16 protein-coding genes are annotated in these 12,911 nt (G+C 40.0%); 10 read left to right on the forward strand and 6 right to left on the reverse strand.

What is annotated here, in order from left to right:
- The first annotated feature begins 1 nt into the window (after position 1).
- The 7 genes from QQS40_RS02495 to QQS40_RS02525 all read left to right on the forward strand — a co-directional run bounded on the left by QQS40_RS02495 (position 2) and on the right by QQS40_RS02525 (position 3,411).
- Positions 2-490, forward strand: coding sequence for an HI_1489 N-terminal domain-containing protein (locus QQS40_RS02495; protein WP_329505957.1), 489 nt, complete (start codon positions 2-4; stop codon positions 488-490).
- Positions 466-840, forward strand: coding sequence for a hypothetical protein (locus QQS40_RS02500; protein ID WP_329505959.1), 375 nt, complete (start codon positions 466-468; stop codon positions 838-840). The genes QQS40_RS02495 and QQS40_RS02500 overlap by 25 nt, the downstream gene beginning before the upstream one ends.
- Complete coding sequence (locus tag QQS40_RS02505; protein WP_329505961.1) at positions 837-1,223, forward strand: regulatory protein GemA; 387 nt, start codon at positions 837-839, stop codon at positions 1,221-1,223. Before QQS40_RS02500 ends, QQS40_RS02505 begins: the two co-directional genes overlap by 4 nt.
- The gene (locus QQS40_RS02510; protein ID WP_329506710.1) at positions 1,223-1,597 is read left to right on the forward strand and encodes a Mor transcription activator family protein; all 375 of its coding nucleotides are present in this window, start codon (positions 1,223-1,225) and stop codon (positions 1,595-1,597) included. The genes QQS40_RS02505 and QQS40_RS02510 overlap by 1 nt, the downstream gene beginning before the upstream one ends.
- A gap of 2 nt (positions 1,598-1,599) precedes the next feature.
- On the forward strand, positions 1,600-1,950 hold the full coding sequence (locus QQS40_RS02515) for a phage protein Gp27 family protein (RefSeq protein ID WP_049357475.1): 351 nt from the start codon (positions 1,600-1,602) through the stop codon (positions 1,948-1,950).
- Positions 1,951-2,112: 162 nt separating this feature from the next.
- Positions 2,113-2,400 carry a hypothetical protein gene (locus tag QQS40_RS02520; RefSeq protein WP_329505963.1) on the forward strand — a complete coding sequence of 96 codons (288 nt, stop codon included), beginning with the start codon at positions 2,113-2,115 and terminating at the stop codon, positions 2,398-2,400.
- Positions 2,401-2,724: 324 nt separating this feature from the next.
- Positions 2,725-3,411 (forward strand): rRNA large subunit pseudouridine synthase E, encoded by a 687-nt coding sequence (locus QQS40_RS02525; RefSeq protein WP_128787849.1) that lies wholly within the window; start codon positions 2,725-2,727, stop codon positions 3,409-3,411.
- 2 nt (positions 3,412-3,413) lie between these two features.
- On the opposite strand, the gene QQS40_RS02530 is transcribed toward QQS40_RS02525, so the two are convergent.
- From QQS40_RS02530 to QQS40_RS02545, 4 genes are all read right to left on the reverse strand, one after another.
- Positions 3,414-4,223: a hypothetical protein gene (locus tag QQS40_RS02530; RefSeq protein ID WP_329505966.1), complete on the reverse strand. Its 810-nt coding sequence runs from the start codon at positions 4,221-4,223 to the stop codon at positions 3,414-3,416.
- Positions 4,224-4,284: 61 nt separating this feature from the next.
- The gene (locus QQS40_RS02535; protein ID WP_329506711.1) at positions 4,285-5,106 is read right to left on the reverse strand and encodes an IS3 family transposase; all 822 of its coding nucleotides are present in this window, start codon (positions 5,104-5,106) and stop codon (positions 4,285-4,287) included.
- The gene (locus tag QQS40_RS02540) at positions 5,091-5,444 is read right to left on the reverse strand and encodes a helix-turn-helix domain-containing protein (RefSeq protein ID WP_128787400.1); all 354 of its coding nucleotides are present in this window, start codon (positions 5,442-5,444) and stop codon (positions 5,091-5,093) included. The genes QQS40_RS02535 and QQS40_RS02540 overlap by 16 nt, the downstream gene beginning before the upstream one ends.
- 88 nt (positions 5,445-5,532) lie before the next feature.
- Positions 5,533-6,216 (reverse strand): 2,3-diphosphoglycerate-dependent phosphoglycerate mutase, encoded by a 684-nt coding sequence (locus QQS40_RS02545; protein WP_005694847.1) that lies wholly within the window; start codon positions 6,214-6,216, stop codon positions 5,533-5,535.
- A 186-nt stretch (positions 6,217-6,402) separates the two neighbouring features.
- On the opposite strand from QQS40_RS02545, the gene envC reads away from it, so the two are divergent.
- Together envC and QQS40_RS02555 are read left to right on the forward strand one after the other, a co-directional pair.
- Positions 6,403-7,635, forward strand: a complete 1,233-nt coding sequence (gene envC, locus QQS40_RS02550) for a murein hydrolase activator EnvC (RefSeq protein ID WP_289902415.1) — start codon at positions 6,403-6,405, stop codon at positions 7,633-7,635.
- A complete protein-coding gene (locus tag QQS40_RS02555) occupies positions 7,635-8,477 on the forward strand; it encodes a divergent polysaccharide deacetylase family protein (RefSeq protein WP_128787852.1) in 843 nt (280 codons plus the stop codon). Before envC ends, QQS40_RS02555 begins: the two co-directional genes overlap by 1 nt.
- Positions 8,478-8,525: 48 nt before the next feature.
- Here the strand turns inward: QQS40_RS02555 and QQS40_RS02560 are convergent, their stop codons facing one another.
- Both QQS40_RS02560 and QQS40_RS02565 read right to left on the reverse strand, forming a co-directional pair.
- Positions 8,526-9,155 carry a response regulator gene (locus QQS40_RS02560; protein ID WP_049364186.1) on the reverse strand — a complete coding sequence of 210 codons (630 nt, stop codon included), beginning with the start codon at positions 9,153-9,155 and terminating at the stop codon, positions 8,526-8,528.
- Positions 9,156-9,335: 180 nt separating this feature from the next.
- On the reverse strand, positions 9,336-11,840 hold the full coding sequence (locus tag QQS40_RS02565; RefSeq protein ID WP_329505970.1) for a class I adenylate cyclase: 2,505 nt from the start codon (positions 11,838-11,840) through the stop codon (positions 9,336-9,338).
- Positions 11,841-11,976: 136 nt separating this feature from the next.
- Between QQS40_RS02565 and hemC the strand changes: the two genes are divergently transcribed.
- A complete protein-coding gene (hemC, locus tag QQS40_RS02570; protein ID WP_289902413.1) occupies positions 11,977-12,909 on the forward strand; it encodes a hydroxymethylbilane synthase in 933 nt (310 codons plus the stop codon).
- The last annotated feature ends 2 nt before the right edge of the window (positions 12,910-12,911 follow it).

Consider the following 12,911-nt stretch of genomic DNA (forward strand, 5'->3'; position numbering starts at 1 on the left):
AATGAAAGTGAAATGTAGTGCGTGCGGGGCGTTGCACTCGTTGGACGCGTTGATTGCCAACCAAGCGGCGAGCGAGGCATTAAATGCGGCGTTGATGGTAAACGGTGGGCTGGGTGAGGCGTTGATTCGGTATTTGGGGCTGTTCCGCCCTGCGAAAAGTTCGCTCACTTTTGATCGTGTGGCAACGCTGCTGGGTGAACTTACGCCAATGTTTCAAGCGGGCAAGATTAAGCGTGATGGCGTGGAATGTGCTGCCCCTGTGGAGGCGTGGATTTATGCGATCAATCAGATGATGGCAAATCGGCAGGCGTTGAAGTTGCCGATGAAATCCCACGGTTATTTATTGGAGATTATTGCGAGTTATAAAGCGGTGGGAACGGCGGTGATGGTGCAAGATGTGGGGCAAAACAGACCGCTTGTGGCAGCACCAAGTAGCAAGATGAACGCAATCAAAGGGGCGTTGGAATGGGGCGAGACAATCAATGGTTAAAACCTGTGTTGGCAAAAGGTGTGGCGATGTTGTTGCTGCTTCGGCTGAAAAATTCGCCTACAGAAGATGTGATTCAGCCTACGCTTGAGGCGTGGTATCGGGTGATCACGCATAAAAAGGAGTGGGATATGACGTTGGATAAGCCAAGGTTTGAGGCGGCTTTTATGCTGCTTGGGCAGACCTGTGATTGGTTTCCTACGCCAAAACAACTTCTAGAAACCTTACCTGGGCGTGAATATCCTGAGCTTCCGTCACCACCGCCGAAAAGTGTGGAGGAAATGGCACAGGAAAAGGCAAAAATGGAAAGTAATTTACAACGATTGAAAGCAATTTTAAGGGGTAAACAATGAGAAAACGATTATTACAACTGGTGCATATTGGGAAAAGTCAGTTAGGAATGGACGATGAGACTTATCGAAGTCTATTATCTCAGCAATTCTACCAAAATTCTGCGAAAAATATAAGCTATTCAGAGCTAGTGAAACTGGTCAAAATATTGCAACAAAAAGGTGCAAAAATTCGCTTACCGCGTGATATTCCACAGCTTTCTGCCGTTCAGCGGAAATTATGGGCAGTGTGGAAAGCGGTAGCTGATGAAAGCAGTTCGGCAGCGTTGAATGCGTTTGTTGCTCGATATTATGCGGACGTTGCAGACTGGCGTGAGCTGGATAGTGAGCAAACGGCATCTATTATTGAGCAGTTAAAACAGTGGAAAAAACGAGTAGGTAAATGATGAACGAAGCCAAATTTGACAATAATGACTTTCAAACCAAAGCCCCCGATTTATTGGCAGATTTGGCAAAATATACGGTGACGGCGGTGCGCGAATGCTTTCCTGATATTGATGCGGAAATGGCGGAAAATATCGGAATGATTGTGGCGTTGAAAACAGGACATAACTGGGGCGGATTGAATGTTTATGTGCCAAAGTCGATGTCACTTTTCGCCTGTGAACGTGAAAAGCAAATTTTCAACGAGTTCACGGGCAATAATCACGCCTACCTTGCTAAGAAGTATGGTTTATCTTTGCAATGGATCTACAAAATAGTGAAACGTGTGCAGAAGGAAGAGATTGCGAAAAGGCAGTTTGATATGTTTAGGGAGTGAAAATGAAAACATCTGAAATTTTACATCTGCCAAATGATGTAAAAATTGAATTACACAAACGCTTGAGAAAATCCAATTATTCAGGATTTGTTGAGCTTGAAACTTGGTTAAGGTCATTGGGTTATAAAACGTCTAAATCTGGCATTCATAGATACGCCAAAAAATTGAAAGATTTAGATGGCTTTGTGGGGAAAAGTGGTTCATTTGAATTAGCTACTCAAATTGATGTTGCTAATGCCTCAGAACCGAACCAATCGCTAACTCAACTTTATCAACAACTTGGTCAGATTGAGTATCAAAAATTCCAAATCTTACAAAAAATTGCTGAATTAAAAGCAGGAATCCTACCTTAATAATAAACCCAGCTTACTAAAAATAGGCTGGGTTTATTTTTTCATATATTGAAACTTCGTTACATTTGAATTTTATATCTTCCCAAATAGTCAGGTTTCTTCCCACATTTATCTTAGTTTATATATATAGGTTATGTTAGATGGGTTTAGCAAAGGAACAAAATGCAGTATTTATATTTTTTATTGATGGTAGCAGGAATAATACTGCTGATTATTGGTTTTAAAACGATACCCCGTTTAGTCAATACAAAATTGTTATATGAAATGCCATGTGTAGACAAAGAAGGAACTTTTTTCTTGCCGAAGGGAATGTATGGGATATGGCTTAGCGGAAAATTATTTACCAAATCCCCTATAGGAAAAGTGGGTTTCAAAATAACCAATCAGCAGACCGGAAGAGCGGTTCCATTGTCAGTTAGCATTCTCAAAACTTCATCAAGTGGATTTTAAAAAGGGCGGCTGGAATTATATTGGTTCCAAGCAGAAGAAGGAAACTATCTTCTTTCACTAGCTGGTGAAGGAAATATTATAGAGAGAGCAGAAGCAGCCATTGCGGATATCATAATCAAAAAGTCTGTAGATTACAGTCAATTTTCTGTGCAAATTCGAGAACGTCATTCTGTCTTTATTTTTCTTCTCTCTATTTTAGAGATTTTTCTTGGTATGACTATGATGAAGTTTGGGATTATTCATCTGGTAGCTCTATGATAATCAATGGTAATATAAAAGGGCGGAGTAAAATCCGCCTTTTTTCTCTTTTTACTGAATAAATATATGTCAAAATCTTTCTCTTCTCACTCATTTACAACCAAACGAACGGCAAAACCTACTCGTTCATTTAAGCCAAAAGCAAAGCCACTTACATTAGAACAAACAATCGTTGTTTTATTTAATAAACCGTTTGATGTACTGACACAATTCACCGATGAAAGTGGCCGAGCTACATTAAAAGATTTTATTACCATTCCTAATGTGTATGCGGCAGGACGATTGGATCGTGATAGTGAAGGGCTGCTGATTTTAACGAATAATGGTGAAGTGCAACATCGTTTGGCGGATCCTAAGTTTAAAACAGAAAAAACGTATTTTGTGCAAGTGGAAGGCATTCCTGAAGAAACTGACTTAGAAAAACTCCGCAAAGGCGTTGAATTGAAAGATGGAATGACGAAACCGGCAAAAGTGCGGTTGATTTCAGAACCAGATTTTCTCTGGCCTCGCAATCCACCTATTCGTGAACGTCAAAGTATTCCAACGAGCTGGTTGGAAATTAAAATTAGCGAAGGGCGTAATCGACAAGTACGTCGAATGACGGCACATATCGGCTTTCCGACATTGCGTCTCATCCGTTATCAAATGAGCCGTTTAACACTTGATGGACTAAGTAATGGTGAATATCGCTGTTTGAATAAAGAAGAAATACGTGCGCTATTCAAACAACTTCATTTAAATAACGCACGTTAAAATTAGAAACGTTGAGCGGGTTGTGCGTTTTCAACTTGCACAAAAAAGCCTTTATCATTCAAGATAATGCTGTAATTCGTAACATATTTAACGCCATTAGTTCTAACTATAGCGTTACAACTCCGAATGCCTTGTTGTGGGTAAGATTGTGTTTCATGTGCTTGGATAATCTGTTTTACAGTCATTGGTGTATTAGTTGCAATACCTTGCTTGTGGAACGCATCAGATAATACGGCAAAAACTTTTGAATCATTACATCTTGGTACAACAACGGATTTTGTCGCGGTATTCGTTGTTTTCTGAGTAACAGCTTCCACGCTATTTTCAGTCACTTTTTCAACCGCTTTTGGTTCTGCTTTCTTCACTTCGGTTTTAGCCGCGAGTGTTTTTTTAGCCATCACTTTTTCAGGTTTAGCTGATTCTTTAACTGCACTTTGCTTGCTTTTCGCTACCGTCTTTTTGTCTTTTACTGCAGTTTGCTTAGTTTTTTCTACTGGCTGTTTGCCTTTCGTTTTTATCGACTCTGCTTTAGAGGCTTTATTTGTCGTTTTATTTTTCATTTTTTCTTTTTTCGTTACCGCTTTTTTCGCTTCGGCAATTTTAGTTGGCTTTTTCGCTTCTGCTTTTTTGGCATCGGCTTTCTTTTTTGCTGTTTTGACTACGGCTTTAGGCGTAGTGGCTTTCTTGACTTCCACTTTTTTAACTGCCGTTTTCACTGACTTAGTTTGAGTTGATTTTGCCGAGTGATTTGGCGATGCTGCAAAGGCCAAAACAGGTAACAAGGCAAAAATCACCGCAAGTAATTTTTTCATCCGTTATTCTCCTTAAACAAAAAGTGCGGTCAAAATGATCTGACCCCAAAAAGTTAGACTGTTATTTAAAGGATTGTTTTCGATATTGTACCGGACTCAGTCCTTTTAATTTTAGTTGAATCCGTCGATGATTATAGTAATCCAAATAATCCCTGACGGCATCAACTATCTCTTCTTTTGTTTTAAATTCCCGACCATAAAAACATTCTGTTTTTAATCGTCCAAAGAAACTTTCCATTGCGGCGTTATCTAAGCAATTCCCTTTTCTCGACATACTTTGAATGATGCCATGTTCAGCTAAAATTCGACGATAAGCTACCATTTGATATTGCCATCCCTGGTCTGAATGTAAAATGACACCACAAGCTTTATTTAATCCTTTGACGGCTTGCATTAACATGTCCTCTACTTGCGCCCAATTTGGGGAATAGCTGAGATTATAGGAGACTATCTCATTGTTAAATAAGTCTAAAATTGGAGATAAATAGACTTTACTCCCATCTTTCGCCTTAAACTCGGTGATATCTGTCACCCATTTTTGTTTCGGGGCCGTTGCACTAAAATCGCGTTCAAGATGATTCGGTGCAATTACCCCTATCGTGCCTCGATAGGTGGTAAATTTCTTGCTTTTTCTTGACCGCACTTGAAGCCCAAGTGTCTGCATTAAACGTTGAACTTTTTTATGATTCACGCCTGGCAAGCTGGCATGAACACGTCGGTAGCCATAATCAGGATGATTGGCTTTGATGCGTTTAATGGCCTTTTTCAGCTCCTCATCCTTATCCGGTTTAATCTGAAGTTTCGCAAAAAACGTACTACGCGCTAACTGTGCAAAGCCTAAAAGCCATTTTAACGGATAGCGTGTTCTTAACCTTTGGATAATTTCCGTTGCTCGGCTTCGTCCTGAAGTCTGAGCCTTCTCAACTCCTTTAGGTAGGCTACCTCCGCTTCAAGCTGTAAAATTCTCAGGCGTAAACGGTCTTCTTCAGTTTTGGGTGGCGGTGGCATTCTGGCATATTTAGGTTTCATAGGCGGTCGTCCTGATGGTTTACGGGGAATAAGTCCCTTTATGCCACTTTTTTCAAACCGTTTCAACCATGTCCCGACTAGGGCGTTGGAAGGAATATTGTAAAAACGAGCTGCTTCTCTAATACTCATTTTTCCATTCAAAATAGGTTGAAGAATTTGTAATTTAAATTCGATTGTGTAGTGTTTACCCATAAAAAATCTGCACCTCAATTGTTGGTTTGTTGAGTCCAACTTTTGGGGTGCAGATCAAAATTAACCGCACTTTGAAATCATTTATAAATTAAAGATAGTAGTGTTCTACATAGTTTAATTTATCATCAAGTTTTAACACTAACGGTTGACCGGTTGGGATTTCAAAATCCATGATTTCCGCATCAGAAATACCAATAATGTGTTTTGCTAATGCACGAAGTGAGTTACCGTGCGCCACCACTAAAACACGTTTACCAGAAAGCATTGCTGGTGCAATTTGATCTTCCCAGAATGGTAACGCGCGTTCTAAGGTTAATTTTAAGTTTTCTGCGTTTGGTACCACGTCAGATGGGATGTTTGCATAACGACGGTCGTTATGGGCTGAGTTTGGATCTTTTGGATCTAAATCTGGAGGAGAAATGTCATAAGAACGACGCCAGATATGAACTTGTTCGTCACCGTATTGTTCTGCGGTTGCTTTTTTATCTAAGCCTTGTAATGCACCGTAGTGACGCTCATTTAAACGCCAGTTTTTCACTTGAGGAATCCATAATTGGTGAGATTCTTCTAACACGATGTTACAGGTTTTGATTGCACGAGTTAAAACAGAAGTGAAGGCAATATCAAATTCATAGCCTTTCTCGAACAATTTTTTACCCGCTGCTTTTGCTTCTTCTACGCCGCGCTCGGTTAAATTCACATCACGCCAACCAGTGAATAAATTTTTTGCGTTCCACTCACTGAAACCGTGACGAATGAATACTAATTCCATAAGGATCTCCTAAGTATTGATAAAAAATGAATGGTTCTTTTATAGCAAAAAATCATTATGTTTAAAAGTAAAAAGGCGGCATTTACTGATCTTTCGCAAAAAATCGCCTGTAAACTTTTAGCCACTCAAAAATAATGCTAGTATTTAAGTTTTATTCGTCCCTTAATTTCTCTTAAGTTTAGATGTATGCAACAAAGCAATCGTAGAAAAAAAAGCTTATCAAAACTGACCGCACTTTTTGCTTGTGGCTTGCTTGGCTTTTCATCTTTCGCGCAAGGCAACGATCTCAACCAGATTCAAAAACAAATTAAACAACAAGAGTCAAAGATCGCTGAACAGAAGCGAGAACAAGCCAAATTACAAGCGAGTCTTAAACATCAAGAAAGCAAAATTAACAGTGTTGTCGGTGAATTACGCGAAACAGAATTAAGCTTAAAAGAAATTCGCAAGCAAATGGCGGAAACCGAAAAGCAAATCAAGCAATTAGAAAAGCAAGAGCGTGCGCAAAAAGTGAAGCTCGCACAGCAAATAGACGCTATTTATCGCTCAGGTGTAAATCCTTCTACCTTAGAAAGAATGCTTTCAGAAGATGCGAAAAAAGCGGAACGCATGAAACTGTATTATCAGCACTTAAATCAAGTTCGCATCGATATGATCAACAATCTGAAAGCGACACAAGAGAGTTTAGCGAAACAGCGCGAAGCGATTTCAGGGCAACAAAAAAATCATCGCGATCAACTTTCTACGCAAAAGAAACAGCAGCAAGAATTACAAAAAGCGCAGCAAGAACGCCAATCTACGTTAAATGAACTCAACAAAAACTTAACGAAAGATCAGAATAAGCTGGAAACGTTGAAAGCGAACGAAAATGCCCTTCGCCAAGAAATTCAACGTGCAGAACAAGCCGCTCGCCAACAAGAACAACGTGAGCGTGAAGCCCTTGCACAGAAAAAACAAGCAGAAGAAAAACGGACCTCAAAACCTTACCAACCAACCGATCAAGAACGTAAGTTGATTAATAGTACCAGTGGTTTAGGTAGCGCCGCTCGTCAATACAGTCGTCCAGTTTCTGGCCCAACGTTGTATTCCTTTGGCTCAATCCAAGCAGGCGAAGTGCGATGGAAAGGTATGGTTATCGGCGCACCAATGGGGACCGCAGTAAAAGCCATTGCAAGTGGTCGTGTTATTCTCGCCGGCCATCTTAATGGCTATGGTTATATGGTGATTGTGAAACACGGCGATAGCGACTTGAGTCTGTATGGTTTCAACCAAGCGGTATTTGTAAAACAAGGTCAGCTTGTTTCTGCGGGACAAACCATCGCACAAGTGGGGAATACGGGTGAGCTCTCTAAACCGGCACTTTACTTTGGTATCAGCCGTAAAGGGGTACCTGTGAATCCGGCTGGGTGGATTAAATAATGGCAAGGTTCTTTCAAAGTGCGGTCAAAAATACAATTATTTTTTCAACCGCACTTTTCTCTACTTTTAGTTTTGCACAAGGCAAGCTGGCTATTGTGATCGATGACATTGGCTATCATCCGAAAGAAGATGCAGAAATTTTAGCGATGCCAAAGGAAATCTCTGTCGCCATCATTCCTGCTGCACCCTATGCCAAAATTCGCAATCAACAAGCGAAAACGCAAAATCACGATATTCTCATTCATATGCCGATGCAGCCAATCAGTAATATTAAAATTGAGGAAGGTGGTTTGACTTTAGGGTTATCTGAAGCGCAAGTAAATGAACGAGTGAAAAAAGCTAAATCTATTGTGCCAAATGCCATTGGAATGAATAATCATATGGGCAGTGCAGCCACAGCCGATGCCACATTAATGACCTATTTAATGACCGCACTTCGCGAGCAACATTTATTCTTTTTAGATAGCCGAACGATCGGGAAATCAGTTGCGGGAAAAATAGCAAAAGAACAAGGCGTACGTGTATTAGATCGCCATATCTTTTTAGATGACAGTGATAATTTAGTGGATGTGCAACGCCAATTTCAAAATGCAATCCAATATGCACGTAAACATGGCACAGCCATTGCTATTGGGCACCCTCGTCCAAATACCGTAGCTGTATTAAAATCAGGAATAAAAAATTTACCCGATGATATTCAATTAGTGGGTATAGGCAGTTTATGGCGAAATGAAAAAATCTTGCCACCTAAATCATTTATCTTAATTTTTAATGATATTCCTGCACCAACCTCGGTTGCACCGTTTGAGCCAATTCCTTTATTACGGGGCGTGCCAAGATAACAAAAAAGAGCGGTTGAAAACTGCTCTTTTTTATCGTTTTAAACTTGCCTATCGACCATTTCGTTCAAAGAACAAGACAGTTGCCGCAACGCGTGAGTGAACGTTGAGTTTACGAAGTAAATTACGAATATGCACTTTAACTGTTTCTTCAGAAATAAAAAGCTGACCCGCAATTTGTTTGTTCGATAAACCTGTCGCAATTAAACGTAATACATCCATTTCTCGATCGGTGAGTGAATCAATGGGATCAACCGTATGTTTACGCTCTAAAAGTAAATTCTTAATCGAATCGCTTAAAATTACTTCACCTTGTGCAATACGTTTAATTTGCTCAAGTAACACATCTGGCTCAGTATCTTTCAATAGATAGCCATCTGCACCCGCATCGATGAGCGTGAAAATATCATTTTTCGCATCAGACACAGTTAAGATCAAAATTCGTGCGTCAACACCCTCCGCACGCAACCCTTTAAGGGTATCTAAACCAGAGAGGCCTTTCATATTCAGATCTAAAATAATTAAATCTGGGGATTCTTGAATCGCAATGGAAATACCTTCTGTACCGCTTCCTACATCAGCGACAACTTCAAAATTCTCTTCTAATTCCACTAATTGTTTGATACCGCGACGCATCAATGGATGGTCGTCGATAATTAATACTTTTAACTTTTCTTGCATAATTTTCTCCAAGAGATGAGAGGGCGCACATTCTATCGCCTGAAGGCGAAAACGTCCACAGCCTTAGATTATTTCTCAATAGATTTTCAAACGAGGGATTCTATCGGGATTTTGCCTATCTTCCAATGCATAGTTGCAGATATATTTGATTTATCTCAAATCATGCTTGTTTTGATTTAGCTAGTCGCAAGTCCTTTTGCTTTTAAATTTGAACGGCATAATACGCATGCCGCTTTCTGTCGAGTGCAATTGATAAAATTGCGGGTAATTAAAATTCCGTTGCACCATTTTATACGGATTTTTACAACCTTTCGAGCCGAGTGACTGATAAATCTGGTTCACTTCACGCACTTTATCATCTTTTAAGCCCTCGCATTGACGATAAATCTCGAGGCGATTCTTTTCATCTAACAAATAAACATTAAAGCTATTATCGGTATTATCTTCAAAGAAGAACTGTAAAAATTCTTCACTAGCAAATAAATCAATTTCAGGTGGATATCGGCGTGTTTCAGGAATAGTTTCTTTCTCTTCTAACTGAGTTGGTAAAACGTCTTCAAAATTGACCGCACTTTCTTTTCCATCGTCAATCGGTTGTAAGCTAATCCCTTTTTCTTCAAAGAAGAATTGCCAGTTTTTCCCAGCCACTCGTAAACGGGAATGCGTTGTTGGGCGACTATCACCTAATTGAATACTAATGCAACGATTAACCAAGGCACTTACTAAATTTCGTAATGTACGATTATAATGTTTACTGTAACAAAAAATCTGTACAGAACGAGGTTTATTTACGCCTTGATAAATTTTATTAGAAAGCACCTTTAAAGCTAGCAAAATCGCATTTTGGCCTTCAAAATGTAAGGTTCGAATTTCATTCCACATATTACGGTAAGTGAAATCAATGCTACCGACCAAGCTCTGCTCTAATTGACCAAAACTGAATAAATCACTTGGCGAGATATTGGATTTAAGTTCTTCCACTTGTGCTGTTGGATCATTCACCAAGTTCACCGCAATGAAAAGATCTCGGATTTCACATTGCGAAGAAAGTGCCTCATTTGTCGGTACTTGACCATTTGTATGGGGGAAAAACAATCGTAAATCAGCGACAAAATTACGTAAAGTGAGTTGGTCGATATTTTGACTAATTAAATGTAAATGCGTTTCTGCCGTCAACAAGCGATTAAAATAAGCCCATGAAACAACCTTATTTAAACTTTCCCCATATTCCATTACACGTTCTTTCGAAAACATAATATGATGTGGCGGTTGATTGACCACATACCAACCATCTTTAAAGTGTTTATTGCCATGAATTTCAATGAATGTAAGATGATCTTCCGCTAAATTATGCGAAATTTGAGGATTCAGTAGTGTAATTTTACCGGGTAACTCTTCAAATGCCGTATAAAGTTTACGAGAAAGTACCGTGATATCTTGTGGGATCACGCTAGAATTAATTTTATGTTTGCGTGCAAAATCAACCAGGTTTCGATAACTCATCATCAAGAAACTCACCAAATTATTGTGACTTTCTTTCACCCGTTTGATTTTCCAAGTTGGGCGTTGGTCCAATTCTTCAATACGTTCTTTCGACCACCCCCATTCTTGGGCCATCATTTTCATATAAGAAATACGCCAATTTGATGCGTGGTATAATGCAAAATCTTCCGTCGCTTTCACATAAAAACAAGAACGCACAAAATCAAGACGCTTAAATTCTGAATGTGCGGTCAAATATTGGCTAATTCTCTCTAAAATCGCAATATAAGGATCGAAATGATGTATAGCGGTGCTATGGCCAGAAAGCAAATCCTCTTTAAATTGGCGAGCAATTAACTGGGCATTTGGGTATTCTTGGGCATAAGTTTCTAACAATAAGATTTTCATCACCGATTTATAAGGCGAATCAATACCTTTATAAAGTTGCCACAAGCTTGCGCCAAAATATTCACTGGCTGAGAATTGCCCTAATCCACCAAAATCCACCCAATCATTTAAATTAAGCTCACCTGTCGCGACTAAACGCGCAACTTCGGCCTCATATTGCTTTTCATCTTCCACCCACAAGTGCAGCCACAATAATGGTTTACCCGCAAGGCGTACCGCAGAGCGATAAAATTCTTCCAACAGCAACATATATTGCGCAGAACCACTGTTTTCTTTAGTTAGCGGATCGGAATAACGTTCGTTACGGAAACGCTGTTGCGTCATTAAATAGAAGTGCATTTCTACATGAAATGTCGATGCCCATTGGCTGATTTTCTTCGTTTTTTCCGCTAAGCGCTGCTGATCTTGTTTAGACAAATCATCTTGATGGCAGATCCAAATATCTAGATCCGAAGCTGAAGTTTGGCTAATGGAGCCAAAACTTCCCATCACATAAATACCTAAAATCGGTGCAAAAACAGCATCAGAATTGACCGCGCTTTGCACACTTTCTGCAAGTTCAGAATGTTCTTTTGAAAGAAAATCTTGCTGATAATTGGAAAAAATAAAATCGGCGATGCCTGCGGGGGCATCTTCCACATAACCCGGTAGAGTGGGATGATTAAGATGCAACAATAATGGCATCAAAGAGACGATGTGTCGGAAGGCATCTCCAGAGCCCAATAGTGCTCGCTCCAAACGACGTTTGTCTAGTGCGTCAATACTTTTTCGAGCTTCATTGAGATCGTATTTCAAGGCTTCCTACCCATGGCCAAATAACTGGTGTTAATGTATCACTTACCTAATCGGAAATCAAAAATTTAAATGATCTGACTTTTTGCCCTAAAAATGGTAGCATAGGACACATTTCTATTTAAAATCAGCGGTATTTATGGCAGTACTTAAAACCTTAAAAATTGCGACTCGTCAAAGCCCTTTAGCACTTTGGCAAGCAAATTTTGTAAAAGATCAATTAGAAAAATTTCACCCAACACTTTCTGTTGAATTAATTCCGATGGTGACAAAAGGCGATGTCATCCTAGATTCCCCTTTGGCTAAAATTGGTGGGAAAGGCTTATTTGTTAAAGAGTTAGAAAATGCTTTACTCGAAAAACGTGCCGATATTGCTGTTCATTCAATGAAAGATGTGCCGATGGAATTTCCAGAAGGTTTGGGCTTAAGTGTGATCTGTAAACGTGAAGATCCGCGCGATGCTTTCGTGTCTAATACATACCGTTCATTAGATGAATTACCCCAAGGTGCTATTGTTGGGACATCAAGCTTACGTCGTCAATGCCAATTAAAACAATTACGTCCTGATCTTGATATTCGCTCCTTACGTGGCAATGTGGGAACCCGATTAAGTAAATTAGATAATGGCGAATATGATGCCATTATTTTAGCCTCAGCTGGCTTAATTCGTTTAGAGCTAGCAGAACGCATTGCCTCGTTTATTGAAGTGGAACAGTCATTACCGGCTGCTGGGCAAGGCGCAGTAGGCATTGAGTGCCGTGTTGATGATGAAGAAGTGAAAGCATTGCTTGCTCCACTTGCCGATGCAACTACGACGACTTGTGTTTTGGCTGAGCGTGCAATGAATACCCGCTTACAAGGCGGCTGCCAAGTACCAATCGGTGGCTATGCGATTGCGCAAAATGGCGAAATTTTCTTGCGTGCACTCGTCGGAGAAACCGACGGCTCTGCGATTATTCGTGCGGAAGGTAAAAGTGCGGTTGAAAATGCCGAAGCATTAGGCGTGACCATTGCTGAACAACTTCTAGCACAGGGCGCAGATAAGATTCTGGCGAAGATTTACTCAGCATAGGA

The organism is Haemophilus parainfluenzae (assembly GCF_036288925.1).
Classification (GTDB): domain Bacteria; phylum Pseudomonadota; class Gammaproteobacteria; order Enterobacterales; family Pasteurellaceae; genus Haemophilus_D.

What these genes read in the sequence shown, in the direction of transcription:
- QQS40_RS02495 (WP_329505957.1), top strand. Translation starts at nt 2, where the DNA reads ATGAAAGTGAAATGTAGTGCGTGCGGGGCGTTGCACTCGTTGGACGCG.
- QQS40_RS02500 (WP_329505959.1), top strand. Translation starts at nt 466, where the DNA reads ATGGGGCGAGACAATCAATGGTTAAAACCTGTGTTGGCAAAAGGTGTG.
- QQS40_RS02505 (WP_329505961.1), top strand. Translation starts at nt 837, where the DNA reads ATGAGAAAACGATTATTACAACTGGTGCATATTGGGAAAAGTCAGTTA.
- QQS40_RS02510 (WP_329506710.1), top strand. Translation starts at nt 1,223, where the DNA reads ATGAACGAAGCCAAATTTGACAATAATGACTTTCAAACCAAAGCCCCC.
- QQS40_RS02515 (WP_049357475.1), top strand. Translation starts at nt 1,600, where the DNA reads ATGAAAACATCTGAAATTTTACATCTGCCAAATGATGTAAAAATTGAA.
- QQS40_RS02520 (WP_329505963.1), top strand. Translation starts at nt 2,113, where the DNA reads ATGCAGTATTTATATTTTTTATTGATGGTAGCAGGAATAATACTGCTG.
- QQS40_RS02525 (WP_128787849.1), top strand. Translation starts at nt 2,725, where the DNA reads ATGTCAAAATCTTTCTCTTCTCACTCATTTACAACCAAACGAACGGCA.
- QQS40_RS02530 (WP_329505966.1), bottom strand. Translation starts at nt 4,223, where the DNA reads ATGAAAAAATTACTTGCGGTGATTTTTGCCTTGTTACCTGTTTTGGCC.
- QQS40_RS02540 (WP_128787400.1), bottom strand. Translation starts at nt 5,444, where the DNA reads ATGGGTAAACACTACACAATCGAATTTAAATTACAAATTCTTCAACCT.
- QQS40_RS02545 (WP_005694847.1), bottom strand. Translation starts at nt 6,216, where the DNA reads ATGGAATTAGTATTCATTCGTCACGGTTTCAGTGAGTGGAACGCAAAA.
- envC (WP_289902415.1), top strand. Translation starts at nt 6,403, where the DNA reads ATGCAACAAAGCAATCGTAGAAAAAAAAGCTTATCAAAACTGACCGCA.
- QQS40_RS02555 (WP_128787852.1), top strand. Translation starts at nt 7,635, where the DNA reads ATGGCAAGGTTCTTTCAAAGTGCGGTCAAAAATACAATTATTTTTTCA.
- QQS40_RS02560 (WP_049364186.1), bottom strand. Translation starts at nt 9,155, where the DNA reads ATGCAAGAAAAGTTAAAAGTATTAATTATCGACGACCATCCATTGATG.
- hemC (WP_289902413.1), top strand. Translation starts at nt 11,977, where the DNA reads ATGGCAGTACTTAAAACCTTAAAAATTGCGACTCGTCAAAGCCCTTTA.